The sequence below is a fragment of the Mesorhizobium opportunistum WSM2075 genome, assembly GCF_000176035.2.
Lineage (GTDB): Bacteria > Pseudomonadota > Alphaproteobacteria > Rhizobiales > Rhizobiaceae > Mesorhizobium > Mesorhizobium opportunistum.
Genome location: NC_015675.1, coordinates 2,870,090 through 2,892,769, shown reverse-complemented (window position 1 = coordinate 2,892,769; position 22,680 = coordinate 2,870,090). Strand labels below are relative to the sequence as shown.

General features: G+C 62.8%; 21 protein-coding genes and 2 pseudogenes. 5 read left to right on the top strand and 18 right to left on the bottom strand.

Annotated features, from left to right (window positions below; all coding sequences use genetic code 11):
- Positions 1-89: 89 nt before the first annotated feature.
- The 9 genes from MESOP_RS13850 to MESOP_RS13810 all read right to left on the bottom strand — a co-directional run bounded on the left by MESOP_RS13850 (position 90) and on the right by MESOP_RS13810 (position 6,548).
- Positions 90-866 (bottom strand): lytic transglycosylase domain-containing protein, encoded by a 777-nt coding sequence (locus MESOP_RS13850; RefSeq protein WP_013893938.1) that lies wholly within the window; start codon positions 864-866, stop codon positions 90-92.
- On the bottom strand, positions 863-1,192 hold the full coding sequence (locus MESOP_RS13845) for a DUF736 domain-containing protein (RefSeq protein WP_013893937.1): 330 nt from the start codon (positions 1,190-1,192) through the stop codon (positions 863-865). The genes MESOP_RS13850 and MESOP_RS13845 overlap by 4 nt, the downstream gene beginning before the upstream one ends.
- 35 nt (positions 1,193-1,227) lie before the next feature.
- Positions 1,228-1,773, bottom strand: coding sequence for a S26 family signal peptidase (locus MESOP_RS13840; protein WP_013893936.1), 546 nt, complete (start codon positions 1,771-1,773; stop codon positions 1,228-1,230).
- Positions 1,770-2,261 carry a DUF2840 domain-containing protein gene (locus tag MESOP_RS13835; RefSeq protein WP_013893935.1) on the bottom strand — a complete coding sequence of 164 codons (492 nt, stop codon included), beginning with the start codon at positions 2,259-2,261 and terminating at the stop codon, positions 1,770-1,772. Before MESOP_RS13835 ends, MESOP_RS13840 begins: the two co-directional genes overlap by 4 nt.
- On the bottom strand, positions 2,258-3,313 hold the full coding sequence (locus MESOP_RS13830; RefSeq protein WP_013893934.1) for a replication initiator protein A: 1,056 nt from the start codon (positions 3,311-3,313) through the stop codon (positions 2,258-2,260). Before MESOP_RS13830 ends, MESOP_RS13835 begins: the two co-directional genes overlap by 4 nt.
- 17 nt (positions 3,314-3,330) lie before the next feature.
- Positions 3,331-3,612, bottom strand: coding sequence for a helix-turn-helix transcriptional regulator (locus tag MESOP_RS13825; protein ID WP_013893933.1), 282 nt, complete (start codon positions 3,610-3,612; stop codon positions 3,331-3,333).
- 302 nt (positions 3,613-3,914) lie between these two features.
- Positions 3,915-4,241: a DUF736 domain-containing protein gene (locus MESOP_RS13820; RefSeq protein WP_013893932.1), complete on the bottom strand. Its 327-nt coding sequence runs from the start codon at positions 4,239-4,241 to the stop codon at positions 3,915-3,917.
- A gap of 504 nt (positions 4,242-4,745) precedes the next feature.
- Positions 4,746-5,816 carry an ROK family transcriptional regulator gene (locus tag MESOP_RS13815; RefSeq protein WP_245265089.1) on the bottom strand — a complete coding sequence of 357 codons (1,071 nt, stop codon included), beginning with the start codon at positions 5,814-5,816 and terminating at the stop codon, positions 4,746-4,748.
- An 81-nt stretch (positions 5,817-5,897) separates the two neighbouring features.
- The gene (locus MESOP_RS13810) at positions 5,898-6,548 is read right to left on the bottom strand and encodes an SGNH/GDSL hydrolase family protein (RefSeq protein ID WP_013893930.1); all 651 of its coding nucleotides are present in this window, start codon (positions 6,546-6,548) and stop codon (positions 5,898-5,900) included.
- A gap of 323 nt (positions 6,549-6,871) precedes the next feature.
- Between MESOP_RS13810 and MESOP_RS13805 the strand changes: the two genes are divergently transcribed.
- The 5 genes from MESOP_RS13805 to MESOP_RS13785 all read left to right on the top strand — a co-directional run bounded on the left by MESOP_RS13805 (position 6,872) and on the right by MESOP_RS13785 (position 12,235).
- Positions 6,872-7,951: a substrate-binding domain-containing protein gene (locus tag MESOP_RS13805; protein WP_013893929.1), complete on the top strand. Its 1,080-nt coding sequence runs from the start codon at positions 6,872-6,874 to the stop codon at positions 7,949-7,951.
- A gap of 85 nt (positions 7,952-8,036) precedes the next feature.
- On the top strand, positions 8,037-9,548 hold the full coding sequence (locus tag MESOP_RS13800) for a sugar ABC transporter ATP-binding protein (RefSeq protein WP_013893928.1): 1,512 nt from the start codon (positions 8,037-8,039) through the stop codon (positions 9,546-9,548).
- Positions 9,549-9,556: 8 nt separating this feature from the next.
- Positions 9,557-10,519 (top strand): ABC transporter permease, encoded by a 963-nt coding sequence (locus tag MESOP_RS13795; RefSeq protein ID WP_013893927.1) that lies wholly within the window; start codon positions 9,557-9,559, stop codon positions 10,517-10,519.
- A 3-nt stretch (positions 10,520-10,522) separates the two neighbouring features.
- A complete protein-coding gene (locus tag MESOP_RS13790) occupies positions 10,523-11,470 on the top strand; it encodes an ABC transporter permease (protein WP_013893926.1) in 948 nt (315 codons plus the stop codon).
- Positions 11,471-11,551: 81 nt separating this feature from the next.
- Positions 11,552-12,235: an SGNH/GDSL hydrolase family protein gene (locus MESOP_RS13785; protein WP_013893925.1), complete on the top strand. Its 684-nt coding sequence runs from the start codon at positions 11,552-11,554 to the stop codon at positions 12,233-12,235.
- 277 nt (positions 12,236-12,512) lie between these two features.
- Here the strand turns inward: MESOP_RS13785 and MESOP_RS13780 are convergent, their stop codons facing one another.
- The 9 genes and pseudogenes from MESOP_RS13780 to MESOP_RS13740 all read right to left on the bottom strand — a co-directional run bounded on the left by MESOP_RS13780 (position 12,513) and on the right by MESOP_RS13740 (position 22,620).
- The gene (locus MESOP_RS13780) at positions 12,513-13,013 is read right to left on the bottom strand and encodes a DUF2285 domain-containing protein (RefSeq protein WP_013893924.1); all 501 of its coding nucleotides are present in this window, start codon (positions 13,011-13,013) and stop codon (positions 12,513-12,515) included.
- 55 nt (positions 13,014-13,068) lie between these two features.
- Positions 13,069-13,263 carry a transcriptional regulator domain-containing protein gene (locus tag MESOP_RS13775; protein WP_013893923.1) on the bottom strand — a complete coding sequence of 65 codons (195 nt, stop codon included), beginning with the start codon at positions 13,261-13,263 and terminating at the stop codon, positions 13,069-13,071.
- Between the two features lie 198 nt (positions 13,264-13,461).
- A pseudogene (locus MESOP_RS13770) lies at positions 13,462-14,056 on the bottom strand (IS91 family transposase); the annotation flags it as partial.
- 4 nt (positions 14,057-14,060) lie between these two features.
- Positions 14,061-14,966 (bottom strand): annotated as a pseudogene (locus MESOP_RS13765) (tyrosine-type recombinase/integrase).
- A gap of 411 nt (positions 14,967-15,377) precedes the next feature.
- Positions 15,378-16,409, bottom strand: a complete 1,032-nt coding sequence (locus tag MESOP_RS13760) for an IS110 family RNA-guided transposase (protein WP_013891550.1) — start codon at positions 16,407-16,409, stop codon at positions 15,378-15,380.
- 247 nt (positions 16,410-16,656) lie between these two features.
- On the bottom strand, positions 16,657-19,266 hold the full coding sequence (locus MESOP_RS13755; RefSeq protein ID WP_013893922.1) for a TRAP transporter permease: 2,610 nt from the start codon (positions 19,264-19,266) through the stop codon (positions 16,657-16,659).
- 72 nt (positions 19,267-19,338) lie between these two features.
- Positions 19,339-20,292 (bottom strand): TAXI family TRAP transporter solute-binding subunit, encoded by a 954-nt coding sequence (locus MESOP_RS13750; RefSeq protein WP_049802361.1) that lies wholly within the window; start codon positions 20,290-20,292, stop codon positions 19,339-19,341.
- A 94-nt stretch (positions 20,293-20,386) separates the two neighbouring features.
- Positions 20,387-21,718, bottom strand: coding sequence for an aspartate aminotransferase family protein (locus MESOP_RS13745; protein ID WP_013893920.1), 1,332 nt, complete (start codon positions 21,716-21,718; stop codon positions 20,387-20,389).
- Positions 21,715-22,620 carry a MurR/RpiR family transcriptional regulator gene (locus MESOP_RS13740; RefSeq protein ID WP_013893919.1) on the bottom strand — a complete coding sequence of 302 codons (906 nt, stop codon included), beginning with the start codon at positions 22,618-22,620 and terminating at the stop codon, positions 21,715-21,717. The genes MESOP_RS13745 and MESOP_RS13740 overlap by 4 nt, the downstream gene beginning before the upstream one ends.
- Positions 22,621-22,680: the final 60 nt, after the last annotated feature.

Here is a 22,680-nt window from a genome sequence, read left to right as displayed (position 1 = left end):
CCATCCCTCGGTTGTTGCTTTGCGCCCGACGCGCCTCACAGGCTGCGACGTAAAAAAAGACGTCAGGCGACGACCTGAAGGAGACTTCGTCATCGCCGCGATGTCCGAATGTCTGACCCTGTGAACAACTGGCTCGGCTGCGAACCGGTCGCGAAAAGCTCGTGCACCAACGGTGGTGACGGGACCGCGACGGAAGGGTCCTCGCTGGACGAAAGACGGGACTCGGCCATGGACCCGGACAGCACTGTGAACAGCGGCGCGACCTTCCAGCTGACGGCGTTGGCATGGCCGGCGGTGAGCGCGCCGGTCGCATCACCGCCGCCCCAGAAAGGGCGGAGCGTCGCAACGTAGGCGCGGGTCTCGGCCGGCAGCGGACGGCCCTTCAAGGAGGCTTCGTAACGCCCTGGCCCGGCATTGTAGGCGGCCAGAAAGCCCGGTGAACCGTATCGATCATACAGCTCGCGAAGATAGGCGGCGCCTGCAAGGATGTTGTTGCGCGGATCATAGGGATCGCGGCCGAGCTGGTGACGAAGGCGCAGCTCGGCAAAGGTTGCAGGCATGATCTGCATCAAGCCCAAAGCCCCCTTTCGCGACACCGCGCGCGGGTCGCGGGCGCTTTCGCGATGCATGACTGCCCGTATCCAGCGCTCGGGAACGCGGAAACGACGCGACGCCTCGGCAATAGGCGCGGTATAAGGATCGTCCGCGGACTTGCGGGAGAGTGGCGCGGATTGTGCCAGCGCCCCCGTCATTGCGTGACAGACGATCAGCATGCCACCGATAAGGCAGAGTGCTTCTCGCCGGCCAGGCAGCGGAGTGACGGGGCGGCTTCCGTCCGCACGTTTTGGCGCCGATGGCCCACTCATCGAGCACGCTCCGGCCGCGATTTCGGCCGGATCCAGCGCAGCGACCAGGAGCCGTCGTCGGATCGGAAGAGACCGGCGCGGAAGCGCCGGCCAAACAGCGGATCTTCCAACCGGCACGACAGATAGTCGCCGGCCGTCTGTCCGGTTTCCTTCCAGGCCGCGCCGACCTCGGGGCCGCTGTCGTCACCGATGTGGATGCGAAAATCCGGCGCTTTGCCGTCAGATAGTTTGGTCGGCACGAGCACCAGCTCGGCATCCACCAGCAGCGTCCGAATGCGTCCGGAATAACCGGATTCTGTTTTGTGGAAGACGCCGATCTCGGCCATGGATAATCTCCTTCTCTTGTTGGCTGGGCTGAATTTCAGTTCACCGGAGCGAGCCAGGTGTAGTGGCCATCACCCCTCTCGTCGGTCCAAAGCGGCAGCGCGGCTCCGACGATCGAGCTCGCCGGGAACGGGCCAAAATAGCGGCCGTCGAGACTGTCCCCGACCTTCCGGTTCATGACGAAGATTTCGGCGGCGGCGACGATGCGGCAGCCCTGCCATTCCGGCAGCGCGCGCCCCTTGTGGTCGCGCGCCAATGCAGCACCCACGGCGAGCCCGTTCACCGTGATGACGCGACCGAGACGGCAGACTTGGCTCCCGGGAAGGCCCTCGATGTGCTTCAGCATCGGCACGCCGAGCGGAAGGTAGCCACGCCTGGCGGCGAACCGGGCGACCTTGTCTGGCGGTGCGATGACAGCGAGCGCGCCGGCCGTTGGCACGACCATTTTCCTGATCGCATAGAGCCCAAGAGGCGCGCTGGCTGATGCATTCCACAGCAGCAGCGGCGGCTTCGCGACGACAGCCGGGGCGACCGTGGCGACCACGCCCGCAAGTGCTGCGACCGTGCAAGCGACGCGGCTCATGGCGTCGCTCGCTTGCGCAGCAGAAAGGCCCGGTGCTGCTCGAGCGAATAGGCACGCGGCGTTGCGCCGGCAATGAGACGGTTGTGGGCCTGACGCCAATAGTCCGGTGCGGCTTCGGCCGGGTCGAGACCGATCGCATCGATCGCATCGATCCGTTGGAGAACCCGCTCAACGTTGTCCCAGCCTGCGATCTTGAGCAGGATCTCGCCGCCTGGCCTGACGTAAGGCAGCGTCTGATAAGGTTCAGCGAGCAAGACCGCGCGCACGATGTCGATGCGCGAAACGACAGTGCCGAAGTCATTGGCCGCCCAGCGCACGAACGCAAAGACACTGCCTGGCGCAAATCCGACGACGCGGCGCCGCTTGTCGATGATCGTCTCATGGGATGAATGTCCGAACCGGATACGATGCTCGATCCGCTTCTCGATCCAGATCAGCTCGACCGTCGTGAGGTCGCCGCGCAGCGTCGATTGGGGAGACGACGTCATGTATCGTCTCCTTGGCACCGGCCAACGCACCGCCGCTTCTCGTCCCAACCATCAGTCCGCGTCTGGCGCGCAAGACTGTTAGATTGAGAGTTAGACTCTAAGTTAAGAGCGCGATTTTCCGTTGCTAGCCCGTCCCTTACGGCCGATCGCGGTTCCCGAAAGCACGAGGATGCGGTTCCCGATGGCACGATAGTTCGGGTTCCCGATGGCACGATCCTGTCAACCGGCGCGGGCGCCGGTTCGAAAGCCAGCAGCACACGGCCGCTGGCTTCGACTTCCGTGAACAGCAGATATCCCGGCAACGGTTGGCGGCGCACGATGTCACGCAGCTCGAAGGCGAAGCGCTTGAGCGGCGAGAGGCTGCCGGACTTTTGATGCAGGTGCCGGATGTCGAAACGCCAGCCAGCGCGCTGGCGCCCGCCGTGCTTGCGCACCAGCCGGTAGAGCCAGCGATCCAGCCCACCCGTCAGTGCGAAATAGGCACGGTCAATCGTCAGGATGAGCGCATCGTCCATAACGGCGCGATAGAACCAATCCGGCAAAATCAATTCGACGCCGAGCGGCCGGCCGTTCCGATCGAAGCGCTCCTGCCATTCATTGATCCACGAGAAGCGATGGCGCCGGCCCTCGGTGGGCTGGCGAATGGAAGTAACGACGCTTGTCGCCTGCAGGCGATCGAGCGCGGCCTTGAGGCGCAGATAGTCTCGCTTCGAGACACCGCGGCCGACGAAGGTGAGCATTTCGTATGGCGTGGCGGCCATCAGCCGCGACGTGCGCAATCCGGCGTCCCGCGCGCTGACGATCTGGCTCGCGGCCCAGATCAGGATATCGGCATCCCAGATCGTCGCCATGCCGTGGTCGGGCATCGCTTCGACACGGATCGCCACATCGCCGGCGCGAAAGTCGATCGGCGCGATGCGCCTGGATTTGGCAAGTGAGAAGAAGGGATAGGCCATGAGATCCTGCGCATCGCGTGGGGCGACGACACCGGGCAGCGCGTGGAACAGATCAAGCTGCCCGCGTTCCGACGGTTGACGTGGTCGTGCCGACATAGGGGAGACCAGCGAGCTTAGCGCCTTTCGCGCCCGGCATAGGCGATCAGGCGGGCGGCTTGAGGCTTGGCGGGCAGCACCGAGCCATGCGGATCGGATGTCGACATCATCGCGCCGCGCTGCACCCAGGCCTGGAGGTCATCGACGGCGTAGACGACGCGGCCGCCGAGTTTGCGATAGGCTGGCCCGGTCCCATAAGTGCGGTGCTTTTCCAGCGTACGCGCAGAAAGACTGAGGAAATGCGCAGCTTCCGAAGTGCGCAGGTAGCGCGGCGGCAATGGCGCGGCGTCGGTGTTCATGAGGTGTCTCCTTGGGGTCGTCGCGATTGAACGGCGATCGATGGCCAGGATGGAGGAGCGTGGGGACGGTGATCAGGTGCGCAATTGAAGGGCGCTATTTCGCACCGCCAAAAGACCTTCAGGCAGTCGCGCCGGCGCGCGCAGCAATTGTGATAGCCGCGCTCAACCATCTCCACGCCATCGTACATCAAACAAAGCATCGGATGACAGGGAGCCCGGTGATGGCAGCCGGCGGCGCGGAACGCTTCTGCGGTCACCGGCAGAAGACGCCTCGCCCGGTTCGGGGCGAGGCGTCTGCCAGTTCACTCGCCGTTGCGGCGGTTGGGGCGCGACCAGATGAGGCTGTGGCCCTCGCCTTCCTCGTCGGCGAAGAGGTTGGCGTAGATCGGAGCGGTGAAGCTCGGATCGTCGAGCTTGAGCCCGAGATAGTCGCGGCCCTCGTTGGAGCGCTTGGACCAGGCGGCGCCGATTTCGGCTTTGCCGACCACCACGCGGTGGCTTGGAGCGTTCTCGCCGCTGGCCCGGGAATCGGGGACGATGCGCACGCCCTTGGCCTGGACGCTGAGGGTGACGATCTCGCCGGTGAACTCGTTCGCATTGGTCTTCTTGAAGGTGCCGATGGTAGCCATTTTCAGTCTCCGTTTTCTCGTTTCCGAGCCCGCACCATGCGACCTCGATGGCGATCGCGGGGCCAAAGGCGACCGCCGCCGCATCGCTTGCGACCGCAGCAAAGCGGAGGATGGCGCAGGTGCGCGTTTCTTGGTTTCGCGAGGAATGGGCTTTGCCCAGGGGAAGAAACGCGCGACGCGCCATTGCGGCATAGGCGGTCGAGGCTTCAGCCGTCCTTCGGCCAGATCAGCCCGTTCGAGAGGTCGTTGGTGCGCTACGTGAACAGAGACATGGGGGCAATGGCGGCGTCGGTGCAGAGCCGATGCGGACTGGTTCGCCAAGATGTCAGCCTACAATGCTTGACCCGCATCAAAGCCCCTGCCCATCCGGTTCCAAGCGCACGACCCCACACGACGAAGGTGCTGTTTGGGGCCGTAAGCGACGCCGGCAGGTTATTGCATGCTAAAAATCGACAGCAGACTCTCGTAAGACGGATAACGTCCCAATCAGGGATAACGTCCCAGTCATTGAATCATGAATCTTGAGCTGAATGGTAGGCTCGCTGCTCCAACGGCTTTCGGGCTGATGGTGACGCGTGCCGGCAAGGCTTCAATGGTGGCGAATTCCTGGCCGATATGCGCGCACAATGCTTCGGCGATCTTCCGGGGCGCGTAGCTGGACAGCACGACGGTTTTGAACTCGACAAACTGGGTCAGCGCGGAGATCGACGCTTTCAGGCGGTTGGAACACTCACCTAGCCATTCGCTGTAGGCTTCCCCGAGGTCGGGCCATTGCGGGCTGCTGCTCCAGATGACCCCGGACGACTGCCCGCGCGCGCTCAGTGCGTTTTCCAGGCGCATCAGGCCATGATCGAAGCTTGTGCTGGAGTTTCCCTTGTAGATCTGGTGGTTGAGGATGAGTCTGCTCTGCAGCCGTGCTCCGAGATAGAAGAACAGATAGTCGTTCAGCGGCTTGGCGACGCCGAACATGCTTTCGCCGCCGGCCGCCGCGGTGATGTCGTTCTGCACGAAAACCGGCAGCTTGATCTGCTCTTCGATCTCCCCCTGCAAGGCCTTGAGCGAGGTGCTCGACCCGTTGCGGGTTGCAGCCAAAGCATCGACCTCGTCGGGAACGGCCAGCCCGATGCCGGCGATCCGGCTGCGCGCCGCAACCGGCAAGCTCGTCATCGCTTCCTTGATCGTTTCCAGCAAATCGATGCTTTGTGGAAACGGGTTGGCCTCCTCCGCCGGCAACTGCTTGTGGAAACGCACAGTGCCGATGAAGTCGATCAGAGCGATGTCAATCCGCCGTCTGCTGAAGCCGACGCCAACCGCATAGGCGCCCTCCGGGTTGAGCGAAAGCGGTTTCGTCGGCGGCCCGACGCGGCCGCGCTGCGCCTCGCCCTGGGAGACTAGGCCCTCCTGCTCGAGCGAACGGACGATGACCGAGGCCGTCTGCGCCGACAGGCCGGTCTTCTCGCCGATTTCCATCCGCGATATGCCCACGTTCTGAAGCAGCAGGGACAGCACCAGACGCTCGTTGTAGCTGCGCACACTCAGCGCATTCAATCCGCTCGCACGATCAGCGATGCGCAATGGATTGGGTGGTGCGAATCTCATGTCAGGCAAAGCTCGCTCCGTCGGTAAGAACACGGTGCCTAGCGGTGGTGCGATAGCTCATGTCGAGCGACTCCAGCCGATGGCATCCACCGCGCGGGCGAGCGCCGTGCCAAGCAGTCTGTGAGCTTCCGCATCGATATGAAACCCGTCCGCTTCGCTGCAGGACACCACCGAACCCGCATCGAAAAAGTGGAGTTCGAGCGAGTCCGCCAAAACCTCGAACTCGAGCGCGAGCAGTCGCGATTTCTCTGGCGCGCCGGCGAAGATCGACTTCCATTCCTTGACGTCGTCCTGCATCGGCGGCGGCGCCACGATCATGATTTCGGGCGTGGTGCCGCCCGGGCCGGGCGCCAGCTCCTTGATATCATAGACCAGGCAGCCGATGCCCATAGCCACTTCCGACGGCGGCTTGTTGAAGCGGATCTTCAGGTCGTTGGTGCCGAGCATGATGATGACGAGGTCGAGCGTCGCATGGCTCTGCAGACAAGGGCGAAGATAGGTTCGGCCATTCTTGTGGGCACCCTCGATCGGATCGTCGTGGACGGTGGTCCGGCCGCTCAATCCTTCCTCGATGACATACCAGTCGGGCCCCAACTGAGCACGCAGTATCCCGGGCCAGCGATCATCGGGACCGTAGCGCTCGAGCGGCCCCCTTCCGGGGATCTGGCCGTGTGTGTTGGAGTCGCCGTAGCACAAGACTGAACGCATGTTTTTTCCCGCCGGGACTGACTGCGCGCCGATGCAGACGAGCGCCCTTCATGATGGATAGAGGAGCGGCGAAAGGCAAGCAAGGGAATAGTCATTCAACATGACTAACTATTGACACGCTGAATCCGCTGTGCTTCTAAAGTGCGCGGAGGAGTTCTCGACCGTCATCATCGTCCAGCCTTGGTTGGGCCTGGACACGCCTGTGTTCGGGGGCGGGAGAATTGCGTGCATCGGTCGGTTTGCGACGACGAGCATGCATTGGGAGAGCGTCTCGCGGCCGTACGCATTCGTTCGGCCGGGGCAACCACAAGGAGGAGAATTCAATGTTAGGACTGCTAAAAACCGTCGGTCTGGGAGTGCTCGTTGCATCTGCGCTTGCCGTGACGCCCCTGGCGCATGCGGAAGATGTCAAGCTGATGGACGGCGTGACGCCACGCGCCGACGACATGCGCATGACCGCGGCCGGCGCGTTCAAGAAGGACCCTCCCTGGGTCATCGGAATGAGCGACTTCGGCGTGAACGCGAACACTTGGACGGTTCAGGTGGCGCATGAGGCCGAGAATGCCGCGGCAAAGGACAAGCGCATCTCGAAATTCATCCTGCTCGATGCAGGCTTCGACCAGAAGAAGCAGGTGGCCGACATCGAGGACCTGATCGCGCAGCATGTCGACGCGATCATCGTCCAGCCGGTGACCAGCACGTCGGCCAATGCCAGCATAGCCAAGGCAGTCGCCGCCGGCATCCCGGTCATTCTGCACACCGGCCGCATCGATTCCGATGCCTACACCACCGAAATCCAGGGCGGCGCCGAGCATTTCGGCAAGGTGATGGGCGACTGGCTGGTGAAGACCGTCGGCGACAACGGCAAGATCTGGGTTCTGCGTGGCCTGGCCGGCCATCCGGAAGACACCAACCGCTACAACGGCCTCCTGGAATCGCTCAAGGGCACGCATGTGAAGATCATCGCCGAGGAGCATGGCGACTGGCAGTATGACAAGGCCAAGAAGCTGTGCGAGACGCTCTATTTGAACAATCCGCAGGTCGACGGCATCTGGTCGTCCGGCGCCGATATGACGCGTGCCTGCGTCGATGTCTTCAAGCAGTTCGGCACGCCCATTCCGCCGATTTCGGGGGAGGGCAACAACGGCTATTTCGGCCAGTGGATCACGGATGGATTCAAGTCGATCTCGCCGGAATACAGCCCCGCCCAGGGTGCGGCCGGCGTGCGCGCCGCTGTCGCTCTGCTCGAGGGTCAGCAGCTCTACAAGCGCTATGTGTACAACCCCGACGGCTGGGACAAGGACAAGGCCAAAAAATACTATCGCGACGACCTGACCGCAAACGTCTGGTGGCCAAGCGAACTGCCCGAGGACAAGCTCAAGGAATATTACGGCAAGAAGTGACGGCGAAAGCCGTGACTGGCGGGGAGTGGACACCCATTCCCCGCCGGCCGCTCCATCTGTCGTAGCCGGTTTGTTCGAGGGTTCTGTGACCAGTCTTATTGAGATGTCCCACATTTCGAAGGCATTCGGAGGTAGCAAGGCGCTTCACTCCGTTTCCCTCGATCTCAAGGCGGGTAGCGTTCATGCCCTGATGGGGGAGAATGGCGCCGGGAAATCAACGTTGATGAAGATTCTCGCGGGCGTGCATCAGCCCGATACCGGGGAAATCTTCATGAACGGGCAAAAGCTCGATCTGAAATCGCCGCGCGACGCGTTGGACGCCGGCATCTCGACCGTTTTCCAGGAGCATTCGCTGCTCCCCAATCTGTCGATCGCCGAGAACATGTTTCTCGGCCGCGAACCGACGACAAGGTTCGGCGCGATCGACTACTCTATGATGAACAGCCAGACGGCCAAGGCGCTTGGCGAGCTCGGCCTCACGCTCGAACCGTCGCAACTCGTTTCCAACCTGTCTATAGCCGAGCGGCAATTCGTCGAGATCGCGCATTGCATCCAGGCCGACGCCAGCATGCTCATTCTCGACGAGCCGACGGCAGCGCTCAATGCGGCCGATGTCGACGCTCTCAACCGCAACATCCGCCGGCTGCGCGATAAGGGAAAGGCAATCGTCTACATCTCGCATCGCATGGAGGAGATCTTCGAGCTGTGCGACACGGTGACGGTGCTGAAGGACGGCGCGCTGGTCGGCACCAGAATGGTGTCCGAGATCACCACCGACGAACTCATCGCCATGATGGTCGGACGCGAACTCCAGGACCTCTTTCCTGATCGCACTGATGACAAAGGCGACGAGATTCTGCGCGTCGAAAACCTCAAGATCACCGAGACATCGCAGGTGCTGTCGCTGACATTGCACAAGGGCGAGATCGTCGCCTTGGCCGGGCTGGAAGGGCAAGGCCAGCAGCGCTTCCTTCGATCGCTGATCGGCCGCTACCATCCCTTCGGCGGGACGATTTCCATCAATGGCAAAGCGCTTAAGATGCCACTTTCTGAGTCGACGGGCGTCCGCCATTTGCAGCAGCTGAAGGTCGGCTTCGTTCCCGAGGACCGCAAGGAAGAGGGGCTCTTTCTCGCTTTGCCGATCGCCCACAACATCGCCATCGGATTGCATTCGACGCGATCCGAACTGGCGCTGGCGCGACCATACCGGAGCGTCATCGCCGGCATGATGCAGGTCATGAACATAAAGGCGGCAGGTCCATCGGCTCCGGTCGGCTCCCTGTCGGGCGGCAACCAGCAGAAGGTTCTGCTCGGCCGCTACCTGGCCGCGGATCTCGATCTGCTGCTGGTGGAGGAGCCGACCCGTGGCGTCGACGTCGGTGCCAAGTCCGAGATCTACCACCTGCTGCGCGATTTCACCCGCAAGGGCGGTGCCGTGCTGGTGCTGTCGCGCGAGACGATCGAGCTGATCGGGCTCTGCGACCGCATCTACGTCGTGCATGACGACACCATCGTTGCCGAAATGCCGGCGGCGCAGGCGACAGAGCACAAGATCCTCGACGCGGCCCTCACGGGCGGCTCCGCGCGCCGGAATTAGGGGCATCCATGGTTCGTTCGCTGATCAACATCCTGAGTGGCCGGAACACACGGCAAGGCCTGTGGGGCCTGCCGCTCCTGGTCGCCTTGCTCATTTCGCTGTGGCTGACCATCGAGACGACGCAGTTCGCCACGACCGAAAACCTCTTCAACCTGGTCGCCCAGGCGATGCCGCTGATCATCGCGGCGATCGGACAGCTGGTCGTCGTGCTCATCGGCGGGCTTGACCTGTCCGTCGGCTCGGTCATCAGTTTCACCACGGCGGTGCTGGCTCTGGACCAGCCGGTCATTGTGCTGATCCCCGCGGTCTTCGTGCTGGCCGCAATTATCGGGCTGATCAACGGCCTGGCGATCACCCGTTTCAACGTCCATCCGATCATCGCGACGCTGTCGACGCAGTACATCGTGCTCGGCATTACGCGCATCTTGCGGCCCGTGTCCGGCGGCACCGTGCCGGAGATCGTCATCTCTGCAGTTTCAGGCAGTTTCCTTGGTATTCCCTATCCGGTTTTCTGGGGCATCGTCGTGATCCTGGCGGCGTGGAAGCTGCTCTACGGATCGCGATACGGGCTGCATCTGTTTGCGATTGGCGGCGGCATTGCTTCGGGGGCTGAGAGTGCTGCCCGCAATTTTGGCGTCTACGACCGCCGCAACATCGTCCTCGCCTATGTGGTCTGTTCCTGTTTCGCGGCCGTTGCCGGTGTCTTCCTGGCCGGTCGCATCGTATCGGGCGATCCGAATGTCGGGCTGCTGTTCGAGCTCGACACCGTCACCGCCGTCGCCCTTGGAGGCACCCAGCTCTCAGGCGGCATAGGCAGCCTGCACGGAACGGTGATCGGCGCGCTGGTCATGGCGCTGCTGGCCAATGGCATGAACCTCGCCAACGTCTCGCCGTTTGTGCAGACCGCGATCAAGGGCGGCATCCTGCTGGCGGTGGTCGGGCTGCAATCCCGCAAGAAGATGGGGCTCTGAGCGATGGCTCTCGCAAACCCGATCGCCCGGCGACTGCTTCGCATACCGCCGTCATACTTTGTCTTCATCGTGCTTCTGGCTACGCTGTGGATCGCGCGGCCGAACATGCTCAATCTCAACGTGATGGGCATCTTCGTCAGGCAGATCGTTCCGCTCGGCATCCTGGTGCTGGGGCAGCTCATCGTCATACGGGTCAAGTCGATCGACCTGTCCGGCGGTGGGGTCATCCTCTTGATCAACTATTTCATCTCGTCGGGCAGTTTCCCTGGCGCGTCGATGCCCTTCTTCATCGTGTTGGCGCTCGCCAGTGGGCTCGTCATCGGCCTGTTCAACGGCTTCATGATCGGCAACCGGCGGGTGTCGGCCGTCATCGTTACGCTGGCCGTCAGCATCATCCTGGTCGGGTTGGTGCAGTTCCTGTCGAGTGGAAATCCCCCCGGCGACGTGCCGAAACTGTTCAACGATCTCTACAACACGAAATTCCTGTCGGTTCCGACGCCGGTCCTGTTCTGGATCCTGCTGACCGCCGCGGTCTCGTTTCTGCTGTCGCAGACCGTGTTTGGCCGCTATGTCGCCTCGGTCGGGGAGAATGCCGAAGCCGCGCATTTTTCCGGCGTGCCGGTCCAGCGCAGCGTCATCGTGGCGCACACGCTCGCCGGCCTGATCGCGGCGATCGCGGCCCTGGTGCAGACAGGCTCGATTGCCGTCGGCAGCGTCCGGGTTGGGCTCGATCTGCCGATCCTCGCTGTCGCGGCAACAATCCTGGGCGGAGTCGTCTTCGGTCGCGGCGACGGCGGCGTCTGGGGCCCTTTCTTCGGGGCGCTGTGCTTTGCGCTTTTGTTCGTGGTGATGACGGTGCTTGGCATCGACGAGCCCGGCAAGCTCATCGCCCAGGGCGTCATCATCCTCGGCGCGGCGATCTTCTACGGAGTGCGCGTGCGAAACCCCTGACCTGAAACGGCAAGAGGCAAGCCGGCAGCGGCGGTCGACAAAACCGCGCGGTTCAAATCACTGCAAAATGGAGAAACATGGATGTCACCACCAAAAAACATCATGTGCTACGGCGATTCACTGACCTGGGGCTGGGTGCCGGTGAAGGAGGGATCGCCGACCCACCGCTACCCCTTTGAGCAGCGCTGGACCGGCGTGATGGCTGCGGCGCTGGGAGCGGGCTATTACATCATCGAAGAAGGCCTGAGCGCGCGCACGACCTGCCTCGACGATCCGAACGATCCACGCCTGAACGGGGCCAATTATCTGCCCTCGGCCATCGCCAGCCACATGCCGCTGGACCTGGTCATCGTGATGCTCGGCACCAACGACACCAAGTCCTATTTCCGCCGGACGCCTTACGAGATCGCCAATGGAATGGCGAAACTGGTTGGTCAGATCCTGACCAGCGCCGGCGGCATCGGCACGCCTTACCCGGCGCCGAAGGCGCTGGTCATCGCACCGCCGCCGCTGACGCCGATGCCTGATCCATGGTTCGAAGGCATGTTTGGCGGCGGCCATGAAAAGTCCAGGGATCTGGCCAAACAGTACAAGGCGATGGCGAATTTCATGAAGATCGACTTCCTGAACGCCGGCGATTTCGTCACCACGGACGGGGTCGACGGCATCCATTTCACCGCCGCCAACAACGCCGATCTGGGGCTCGCGGTCGCCGGCAAGGTCAAATCGATTCTCGAGCCCGGCAAGATCAGCACCGCCGCCTGAAGCCGTAACGCGCCCTAGGCTTGCTGCACCAGGCCAACGGAGCACAGGTGTGTCGCGATTTCCTCCCGCGACACATGAATGCGGGGCCGGACGGTGAGTTCGGCCTCGTATTTTGCATAGCTGTCTTTGGTGCGGCGACCTGCTCCGGCCACCTCCGCTTCCAAGCAGCAGGAACTCGCGCGTCACTGGCCGATATTGGGCGCATGGCCGCCGTTCACTGCAGGATCGCACGCCTGCAGATAGCAGTAAGTGGACCATGTGGCGGATGAAACCCCCTTCACGAAAGGCGCCTTCGCGCGCGCAACAATTGGCGGTAGTCGCGCTCGACCATCCTCAGCCCGTCGCGCACGAGGCGATACGTCTGGTAACGAAAAGCCGAGTCGTGCCAGTCGGCGTCGCTAACCAGCCGCCGGCCGAACAAGGCGGTTGCGACTTCAAAATGAGATGCCTGCTCCTCACGGCCGTCAAGGCATTGTAGCATATGGCCAAGGCGTCGGCGCTGTGCCGCGGTTAAGCGGGGGTCGGGAAGGTGTTGCCTGTGGATCGAGCGGATGAACCGCTCGATCGCCTGGAGCCGGTCGTGCGCCATGTCGTCGAGCGGGATGATGACGGCCAGCGGTTCGCCGGGCTGCGCATCGCCGAGAAGCGCCAGTTGCGTTCCGCCCGGCGAACTGCGCACGTGAAGGCCGACTTCATCGCGCTGGCCTACGGCCAGCGGAACGTCGAGGGCGCTGACCTCCCGCGCTCGCAGATCCGGCGGAACTTCGACCAGGTTCACAACGCCAGGGTCGATCTGAGGCGCCCAATAGACGGGCTGCTCGACTGCGGATTGGTCAGGCCTGGCGGCGAAACTGCAACCCCCAGCGCTTGCGTAATGCGCGCATCGCCTTGGCGGAGCGGGAGGCCGCGAAGTCCTCCTGATACTGGGGATTGCGTCGCAGGAACTCCCAAGCAATCGCATCGGCGGCGGCCCCTTTAACGAACGCATATGCTTGTGGGTCACGCCACTGCGATGTGTCCGGCTTCATCCGCATCCTTCCCTTCTCAAGGATTTGATAGGGGGACGCGGCGTTGAACGAAATCCTTGGATTCCGTCATTGACGAATGGACGAGGAGATCCCGGCGACGAACGATCAGGCCGGGCTTTTGTGATGTCTACTGGCTTGCGCCTTGCAGTGTCTTGAATGTGTCCGTCCAGGCGCGATAGGCACGCGCAGTGCGATCCGCCGGGCGAGGAACAGGCGGCGGAACAGCTTGCCGAGCACGCGCACCGGAAGGAGGAAGGCCGGGCGCGAGGAGACCCAGCGGGTCCCGTCGAGGGCGATGCCACCGCCCGGCACGATCATGTGGACATGGGGATGATGCGTCATTGCCGAGCCCCATATGTGGAGCACGGCGGTGATGCGATGCGCGCGCCGAGGTGCTTGGGATCCGCCGCGATCGTCAGCATCGTCTCCGACGCCGCGCGGAACAGCAGGTCGTAGACCATCGCCTTGTTGTGGGAGGCGATGTCGGCGACTTCGGCCGGCAGCGTGAACACGACATGGAAGTAGCCGACCGGCAGCAGGTCGGCTTCCCGCTCGGCGAGCCATGTCCGCGCGGCCGCGCCCTGGCACTTGGGACAGTGCCGGTTGCGGCAGCTGTTGTAGGCGATCCGCCACTGGCCGCAGTCCTCACAGGCCTCGACGTGACTGCCGTGCGGCAGTTCTCGATCGCCGACATGACATTGAGATGCTGCAGGCTCAGGTGCCTTGCATGGGCGACCCGGTACCCGGGACCTGCAGCACGGAAGATATCGGCGACTTCCAGGTCCGCGCGCACCGGTTCAACCGGGAGGCGTCTTGCCTTCCATGAGAGCCATCAGCCTGTCGAGCGGCCCTGCGACCGCGTGGATCGTCGGGGTCGAGACTTTGGTGTAGAGCGCTGTCGTTTCGAGCTTGCTGTGCCCGAGCAGGACCTGGATGACGCGGATGTCGACATCCTGCTCGAGCAGATGGGTGGCGAAGCTGTGCCGCAGCGTATGCGGGCTGACGCGCTTGCGAATGCCGGCGACTTCGGCCGCTTCCTGAACCGCGCGATGCAGTTGACGCGACGAGATCGGATCGGTGCAACTGCGCCCCGGGAACAGCCAGCCATGCGGAAGCATCACCCCGCGACGCCTACCTTCGCGCCACCACAGCCGCAGCAGTTCCAAGAGCTGCGGCGAGAGCATGGCGTTGCGATCCTTGCGTCCTTTGCCCTGTTCGACCCGGATGAGCATGCGTGTCGAGTCGATGTCGTCGACCTTCAGGTGCGCGACCTCGGACACGCGCAGGCCCGCGCCATAGGCGACGCCGAGCGCAGCCTTTTACTTGATGCCTGGTGCTGCCTCGAGCAGCCGCGCCGCTTCCTCCACGCTCAGCACGTCCGGCAGCTTGCGTGGATAGCGCATGATCACCAGCACACGTGCCAGATCCCGCCGCTTCAGCGTCGCCAGGAACAGGAACCGCAACGCTGAGACCGCGCCGTTGATGGTCGCAGGCCCGACGCCGTTCTCATGCTGATACAACTGGAAGCGACGGATGTCCTCGGGCGTCGCAGTATCGGGAGAGCGACGGAGGAAGGCTGCGAAGCGCCGGACGTGACGAACGTAGTCCTGCTGGGTATGGGGCCCTAGACCCCGCATGAGCATATCTGGCTGCATGCGCTGGCGAAGCGGCGTGATCGGTGCATCGGTCGACAGAGTATCCATGGCAAGTTCCTCTCGTTGAAGGAACCCCATGGTCGGATCGCAGCTTCTACCAGCTCAAGACCAATGCTTGTCGTACCATCTCAGAATGAGGCGCCCCTCCCGCGAAGCGGGTCGTCTAATCGCTCGACCGTCAAGGGGGTGAGTGCAAGGCCGTCGTCCTTTCTGTCGATTCTCGTTCGTCCGAATGCCGGGTACAGGGTCGTCTACGCGGTCGACGCGATGATCGCCGCAGGATGAGTTTCGCAGGTGAGATCTTCCTATGTTCGTTGCGCAATCTGCTTACCGAGGCAGTTGCTTCCCGCTTCGCGGAATGATCTCAGCCACGTCCCGGCAGGGACAGCTTGATGCGTCTGTAAGAACGCTGTTGGTGGAATGGTATGGCGGAATCGTCGCAGGCGAGCGACCGAGGTATCAGACAGCGGCTTGCGTTCCTCCGTGCGGATCAAACAGCTCGCCCGTCCGAAGCATCGCATGCATGATCACCGCCAGCTTGCGCGCCAACGCTACGGCCGCTCGCTTGAAGCCGATCCGATCTTTCAGCTCCAACGCCCAGGTTCGCAGGCTGCTGGTATCCGTCGACCGGTTCAGGATAACCGCGGCCGCCTCATATAGCAGTCCGCGCAACTGATTGTCGCCACGGCGCGAGATATGACCATCATTATCGACCTCGCCGGACTGGTAGCGCCTCGGGGTCAGGCCTACCCATGCGCCCACGGCGCGCGAGTTCCTGAAGTTGGCCGGATCCTCCACCGCTGCGGCAAAGGCAGTGGCTGTGACGGTGCCTACACCGGGCACTGACATGAGCAGACGGCAGTGCTGGTCCTCACGCGCCGTCGCGGCCAGCTGCTTGCTCAGCTCTGCGATTTGGTATCGGATACCACTCCATGCCTGAAGCATTGGCACAACAATGCGCGCCAGCTTTTCTTCACCCTGCAGAAGGTCGCGAACGTTGCGTTCGAACACGCTTCCGGCGCCCTTGGGCACGACAAGGCCGAACGTCTTCATCAACCCACGGATTTGATTGGATATCTGCAAACGCATCTTAAGAAGTTGGCGCCGTGCGGTGATCAGCGTGCGGATCAGCATGCTGTCGAAACCTTTGACCCGGACCTCTCGGTAGAAGCCGACCTCGGCCAGATGTGCCAGGCCATCGGCATCGTTCGCATCGGTCTTGTTCGCGGCCATGTCGAGCGCGGCTTTGGCATGCCGCGCGTCGATGCAGATCACCGGCAGGCCCTCTGCCGTCAACGCATGGTAGAACCACACCGACAGCGGCCCCGTTTCGAACACGACCCGCCGGACATGCGGTGCGCGCTTGCGGATCACCGCCGCAAGCAGTTGCGGATCGGACGCGCACTTGCCCCGCCAAATCCTCTTACCGTTCTGCCGGATCGATATTGCCGTCTCTTTCATGGATACGTCGAGACCGATATAGTGTTCCATGGCTGTCCTCCGTTCGGTGGCTGGGCCCGGTGTCGATCGAGAGCCCGTTCTTCATCCTATCGGAGGACAGCCAGCCGGCCAGATGTTCGAACATCGCCGCCACATCTCAGGTGGCCACCGCTTCCGCGATTACTTCATGTTCGTGCATGAGGCGCAAAGCCGCCATTCGCGAAAGCTTGGATTAGACTAGCATACAAAAGCAGTTTCTACCGCCATGAAGTGGAAAGACCTGCCGCGCGAAAAATTCTCACACGGCTTGCGGGCCAAGCGAGCGGCTACGTCGTCTTTGTATCCAGAAGATCAACCCGAACAGCAGAATGGCGGGAAGCGCGAACCAGTAACGCGACGGTCGCTCAGCGGGCACCAGAACCTGGTTGATCTCGTCACCGGGCTGCAGGCCGAATTTGGCCGCCTGGCTGCCCAGTCGCACGACGCCCACCGTCACGCTGTCGCCGAGCGCACTGACATCCAAGCCCGCAGCCTTCAGGCGTTCCGCGGATGAATTTCCAGGCCCGAGTTGTAGCCTCACTAGCTTCGATATCTCGTCGCCATTGATGTTCAACGTCGTCAGGCGCAGGCGAATAGCACCTCCGTCCGCTGTTTCGTCGACCACATGGCTAAGTTCAGAGGCTGGCATTGCCTTGTACGGCTCGCTCACCTGATCGAGGACGAAACCCGGCCTGAACAGTACGAAGCAGACCACAAGCAGCGCGACCGTCTCGTACCAACGATTGCGGGTCAGCATCCAGTTCTGCGTCGCCGCTACGAAGGAAACCATGGCCAATGTGGACGTCACCACCATGGCGATGACGTCGAACGGCCCTTCCAGGTCGATCATCAGCAGGCCGGTGTTGAAGATGAAGATGAACGGCAACAGGCCGGTACGGATTTCATACTTGAAGCCTTGCCAGCCGGTCTTGACCGGATCCGCCCCGGAAATCGCCGCCGCGGCATAGGCTGCCAAGCCCACCGGCGGCGTGACGTCCGCCATGAGCCCGAAATAGAACACGAACATGTGGACCGCGACCAGCGGCACGGCGAGGTCGTTCTGCGCCGCGAGACTGACGAGCACCGGTGCCATCAAAGTGGCGACGACGACATAGCTCGCGGTCGTCGGCATGCCCATGCCGAGAATGATGCAGATCACGGCGGTGAAGAGCAGCATGATGATGAAGCTGCCGCCCGAGATGAACTCGACGAGTTCCGTCATCACCAGCCCGATGCCGGTCAGCAGCACGGTGCCGACGATGATGCCGGCGGTTGCCGTCGCGATACCGACCGTCGTCATGTTGCGCGCGGCAGCGCTCAGCCCGCCGAAAAGGTCGTCAAAACCTTGAAACCAGTGCGGCCCAAGCGCCCTCTCCTTACGGAAAAATGCCGTCAGCGGCCGCTGCGTGACGATCAGCGCCATCAGGGCGACCGAGCCCCAGAATGCGGAAAGGCCGGGCGACAACTCCTCCACCATCAGACACCAGATCAGCAAGATCACCGGCAGCAGGAAATGCAGGCCGGTGCGCGCCGTCTCGCCGAAATGGGGAATCCGGACGATCTCGCCTTCCAGGTCTTCGAGCGGCAGATCGGGATGACGCGCGCGGTAGGCAACCAAGCCGATATACACGGCGACGAGCGCGGCTCCGATCATCCAGGTCGCGGCCGCGCCGAACACGATTTTCGTCCAGCCAATGCCGTAATAGACAAGACCTGCGAGGACGATGAAGCCACACACGCCCATCAGGCCGCGCAGCACGCCCTGAAATGCCGAATGCGTGCTTCTCGACGGCAGGCCCTTCAGCCCCATCTTCATCGCCTCGATATCGACGATGTAGAACAGCGAGCCATAGGTCAGCAGCGCGGGATAGAAGGCATGCTTGACCACCTCGGCATAGGAAATGCCGACATATTCCGCGATCAGGAACGCGGCCGCGCCCATCACCGGAGGCATCAACTGACCGTTGACGCCGGCCGCGCATTCGATGGCGCCGGCTTTCACCGCCGTATATCCGACCCTCCGCATCAGCGGGATGGTGAAGGTCCCGGTCGTCACTACGTTGGCAATCGATGATCCCGAGATCATCCCGGTCAGGCCGGATGCCACCACACCGGCCTTGGCCGGACCACCGCGATATTTGCCGAGTAGCGAGAAGGCGAGTTGGATGAAGAAGCCGCCGGCGCCGGCGCGCTCGAGCAAGGTGCCAAACAGCACGAACATGAAGACGACATTGGTCGAAACGCCAAGCGCGACGCCGAACACGCCTTCGGAGGTCAGCCACATCTGCGAGGCCGCTCTTGGCAAGGTGGCTCCCTTGTGGGCCAGCAATCCGGGAAGATAGGGACCGGCGAAGATATAGCCGAGCATGATCGCCGCGATGACGGTGATGGCCGGCCCGACGGCACGGCGCGCGGCTTCGAGAAGGATGAGCACGCCGACGATCGAGACGACAAGATCGGCCGTGGTCGGAAGACCCGGCCGTTGGGCGATATCCTTGTAGAAGACCACCAGATAGAGGGCGGCCGCCGCACCCGCTATGCCGAGCACCCAATCGGGCAGCGGCACACGGCTGCGTGACGAGGCCTTGAACGCCGGAAACGTCAGCATCGCCAGGAACAGCGCGAAGGCAAGATGGATTGAACGGGCAATGCCGTCGCTGACGACGCCGAAATTGAGCATGAAAGGAATGGGCGACGCATACCAGAGCTGGAACAGCGACCAGGCCAGTGAAACGCCGAGGATCAGCTTGGCGGTAAGGCCGGTCGGCTTGCGTCCGCCGGTGTCGGCCTCGGCGACGATCTCGTTGAGCTTGTCGATGTCGACGACGGGTTGGTCAGGCGTTTCCACCTGCTGGCTTTGATTGGTCATCGCTCCCCACGCTCATTTTTTCTCTTATGATAGCAATGCGAGGCGCCTGTCAGGCGCCTCGCATTGGTTGGCTTACATCCAGCCCTTTTCCTTGTAGTAGCGCTCGGCGCCCGGATGCAGCGGCGCGGACAGGCCGGCCTTGACCATCTCCTTCGGGTCGAGATTGGCGAAGGCCGGATGCAGCTTCTTGAAGTCGTCGAAGTTCTCGAACACCGCCTTGACCATTTCATAGACGACGTCATCGGGCGTGCTGGCGTTTGTCACCACCGTGGCGCGTACGCCAAACGTGGTCGTCGGATCGGGATTGTTGGCATACATGCCGCCGGGAATCGTGGCCACCGAGTAATAGGGATGCGCCGCGACCAGCGCGTCGACCGCTGGACCCGTCAGCGGAATGAGTTTGGCGCCGCATGCCGTGGTCGGGTCCTGGATCGCGGCGGACGGATGCCCGACGCCATAGAAGAAGCCGTCGATCTTGTTGTCGCAGAGCGCGCTGCCCTGCTCGTCGGCCTTCAGCTCGGCGGCCAGCGAAAAGTCGCCGAGCGCCCAGCCCATCTGTTTCAGCAGTTCCTCCATCGAGGAACGCGTGCCTGAACCAGGATTGCCGACATTGAAGCGCTTGCCCTTGAAATCCTCGAATTTCTTGACCCCGGCATCCGGTCGCGCCAGCACGGTGAAGGGTTCGGGGTGGACCGAGAATACGGCGCGTAGATCCTTGAACGGCTTGCCGTCGAAATTCCCGGTGCCGTTGTAGGCCTGATACTGGACGTCCGACTGGGTCAGGCCGAAGTCGAGATCGCCGGTCTGGATGGAGTTCACGTTGAAGACCGAACCGCCAGTCGATTCGGTCGAGCATCGGATACCGGTTTTCTGGCGATCTTTGTTCATCAGTCGGCAAATGGCACCACCGACGGCGTAGTAGACACCAGTGACTCCGCCGGTGCCGATGGTGACGAAGCGCTGCTCGGCCGCGTTCGACGGCAGCGCCAGAAGCGCGCAGGCCGCCGCTCCGATCAGTGTTTTCATAGTCCTGTACATGTTTGCTTTCCTCTCTGGTGGATGTCCCGGCCTTTTGCCGGTGACGGTCTTGGAGCTTGTCTGCCGCCTTCCGGCGGCGCCTTCAAAAGGCGCTGGCCACGGCGGCGTCCACAGCTTCGCCGAGCCGTTCGACGATGCGGTCCGTATCCCCGGCATCGACAATGAAGGGCGGCGCGAGCAGCACATGGTCGCCGCGCACGCCATCGATCGTTCCCCCCATCGGATAGACCATTAGGCCACGCGCCATCGCCTCGCGCTTGACGCGGGCGTTGAGTTTGAGGTTGGGATCGAATGGCTCCCTGGTCGCACGGTCGAGAACCAGTTCGACGCCACGAAACAGGCCACGGCCGCGAATGTCGCCGACATGATGATGATTGCCGAAGCGTTGGCGCAGACGTTGATCGAGAACCGCCCCCATCGCCCGGACATTCTCGAGCAGATTGTCGCCACGGATCACCTCTTGCACGGCCAGTCCGGCGGCCGCTGCCATCGGATGGCCCATATAGGTATGACCGTGTTGGAAGAAGCCGGAACCAATGGCGAAAGCGTCGAAGATTTGCCGACTGAGCAGCACGGCGCCGATTGGCTGGTAACCACCGCCAAGTCCCTTGGCGATCGTCAACAGGTCGGGAGCGATGCCATCCTGCTCGCAGGCGTGCAGCGTGCCGGTGCGGCCCATGCCGCACATCACTTCGTCGAGGATGAGGAGCACGCCATATCTGTCGCAAATGGCGCGGACATGCTTGAAATAGTCCGCTACCGGCGGCACGGCGCCGAGCGTCGCGCCGACCACCGGCTCGGCGACGAAGGCGATGACCTCGTCGGCGCCGAGTTCCAGGATTTTGTCCTCGAGCTGACGGGCAGCGCGCGCGGCGTAGGCTTCGTCCCCTTCGCCAGCGTCCTGGAAGCGGTAGGCGTAGCAAGGGTCGATGTGGTGGGTCTCGATCAGCAGCGGCTGGAACTGCGCGCGCCGCCATTCGTTGCCGCCGGTCGCAAGCGCGCCGAGCGTATTGCCATGGTAACTCTGCCGGCGCGCTATGATATGGCGCCGTCGCGGTTCGCCCTTCTCGACAAAATATTGTCTGGCCATTTTGAGCGCGGCCTCGATCGCTTCCGAGCCGCCGCTGACCAGATAGACGTGATCGAGCCCCAAGGGTGCATCCTCGACCAATCGATCCGCCAATTGCTCCGCCACGTCGGTGGTGAAGAAGCCGGTATGCGCATAGGCCATCCTGTCGAGTTGCGCATGAAGGGCCGCTATTACGTGGGGATGGCCATGGCCGAGACACGAGACGGCCGCGCCGCCCGATGCATCGATGTATGATTTGCCGGAGGCGTCGAACAATTCGATGCCTTGACCACGCACCGCTACCGGCGGCGTCCAATGAATGGCGCGGTGAAGTATATGTGTCATTGAATGTCTCGTTGGGGCCTTTTCCTTGGCGGCCGCTGGGTCAGGTGGGTCTTGAGGGCGATGCCCTGTTCGTCGAAGCGTCGAAGCGCCTCGATCGCCCCTTCCCCGGCCTGGCCGGCGACCAGGGCGCCGAGCACCTCCGAAACGATGAAGGCCTGCGTCATGGTGTGAAAGAAGGACGGGCTGGCCGTCGGAACGATGATGAGATGGTCGGCCAGTTGCGCCAGGGGCGCCACTTCGCTGTCGGTGACGGCAACGATCGGCACGCCGCGACCGGCCGCGTATTCGGCCAGTTCGATGGTGAGGCGCGTGTAGGGCAGCACGCTGGCGGCGATCAGCAGATCCTCGCCGGTCGCGCGCCCGAGCACGTCGCCATCGGTTCCGCCGGCGCCGTGCAGCATTACCGATTTCTCGCCTATCAAGGACAGGATGTAGTGGAGATGCCAGGCAACCGCATGGCTTGAACGCATGCCGAGACAATAGACGCGGCGCGCCGCGGTTAGCGCCTTTGCCGTCGTCACAAGTCGCTCGATCGTCGACGGTTCGGCAAGATGGGCGATCTGCCCGGCGAGCGACCGCAGCATATCGGCAACCAGCGCGTGATCGCCCTTGAGCCGTTGGCTGGCCACCTGGACGCCGGCCTTGCCGGCGAAGCCAACCCCTCTGCTGCGGACCGCGGCGGCATGGATGTCCCGCACCGCTTCATACCCGTCAAGGCCGAGATACTGGGCGAGCCGGGTCATCGTCGCCGGCTGCACGCCGGCTTGCCGGGCTTGTTCGCGCATCGACAAAAGCGCAACATCCTCCGGCCTGTCCAGGACATAACGAGCCGCCGATTGAAGTTGCGCCGACATGCCGTCGAAGGCGCTGACGATCTGTCCGGCAAGCTCTCCCTGGTCCATTGAACATGGCTAGCGCGCCGGGCGGGCGATTGCAACAAACGTTTCACTATGATCATGTTG

Bases quoted from the DNA above. Each gene is read 5' to 3' on its own strand.
- MESOP_RS13850 (WP_013893938.1), bottom strand. From the start codon at position 866: ATGAGTGGGCCATCGGCGCCAAAACGTGCGGACGGAAGCCGCCCCGTC.
- MESOP_RS13845 (WP_013893937.1), bottom strand. From the start codon at position 1,192: ATGGCCGAGATCGGCGTCTTCCACAAAACAGAATCCGGTTATTCCGGA.
- MESOP_RS13840 (WP_013893936.1), bottom strand. From the start codon at position 1,773: ATGAGCCGCGTCGCTTGCACGGTCGCAGCACTTGCGGGCGTGGTCGCC.
- MESOP_RS13835 (WP_013893935.1), bottom strand. From the start codon at position 2,261: ATGACGTCGTCTCCCCAATCGACGCTGCGCGGCGACCTCACGACGGTC.
- MESOP_RS13830 (WP_013893934.1), bottom strand. From the start codon at position 3,313: ATGTCGGCACGACCACGTCAACCGTCGGAACGCGGGCAGCTTGATCTG.
- MESOP_RS13825 (WP_013893933.1), bottom strand. From the start codon at position 3,612: ATGAACACCGACGCCGCGCCATTGCCGCCGCGCTACCTGCGCACTTCG.
- MESOP_RS13820 (WP_013893932.1), bottom strand. From the start codon at position 4,241: ATGGCTACCATCGGCACCTTCAAGAAGACCAATGCGAACGAGTTCACC.
- MESOP_RS13810 (WP_013893930.1), bottom strand. From the start codon at position 6,548: ATGCGTTCAGTCTTGTGCTACGGCGACTCCAACACACACGGCCAGATC.
- MESOP_RS13805 (WP_013893929.1), top strand. From the start codon at position 6,872: ATGTTAGGACTGCTAAAAACCGTCGGTCTGGGAGTGCTCGTTGCATCT.
- MESOP_RS13795 (WP_013893927.1), top strand. From the start codon at position 9,557: ATGGTTCGTTCGCTGATCAACATCCTGAGTGGCCGGAACACACGGCAA.
- MESOP_RS13790 (WP_013893926.1), top strand. From the start codon at position 10,523: ATGGCTCTCGCAAACCCGATCGCCCGGCGACTGCTTCGCATACCGCCG.
- MESOP_RS13785 (WP_013893925.1), top strand. From the start codon at position 11,552: ATGTCACCACCAAAAAACATCATGTGCTACGGCGATTCACTGACCTGG.
- MESOP_RS13775 (WP_013893923.1), bottom strand. From the start codon at position 13,263: ATGAAGCCGGACACATCGCAGTGGCGTGACCCACAAGCATATGCGTTC.
- MESOP_RS13760 (WP_013891550.1), bottom strand. From the start codon at position 16,409: ATGGAACACTATATCGGTCTCGACGTATCCATGAAAGAGACGGCAATA.
- MESOP_RS13755 (WP_013893922.1), bottom strand. From the start codon at position 19,266: ATGACCAATCAAAGCCAGCAGGTGGAAACGCCTGACCAACCCGTCGTC.
- MESOP_RS13750 (WP_049802361.1), bottom strand. From the start codon at position 20,292: ATGAAAACACTGATCGGAGCGGCGGCCTGCGCGCTTCTGGCGCTGCCG.
- MESOP_RS13745 (WP_013893920.1), bottom strand. From the start codon at position 21,718: ATGACACATATACTTCACCGCGCCATTCATTGGACGCCGCCGGTAGCG.
- MESOP_RS13740 (WP_013893919.1), bottom strand. From the start codon at position 22,620: ATGGACCAGGGAGAGCTTGCCGGACAGATCGTCAGCGCCTTCGACGGC.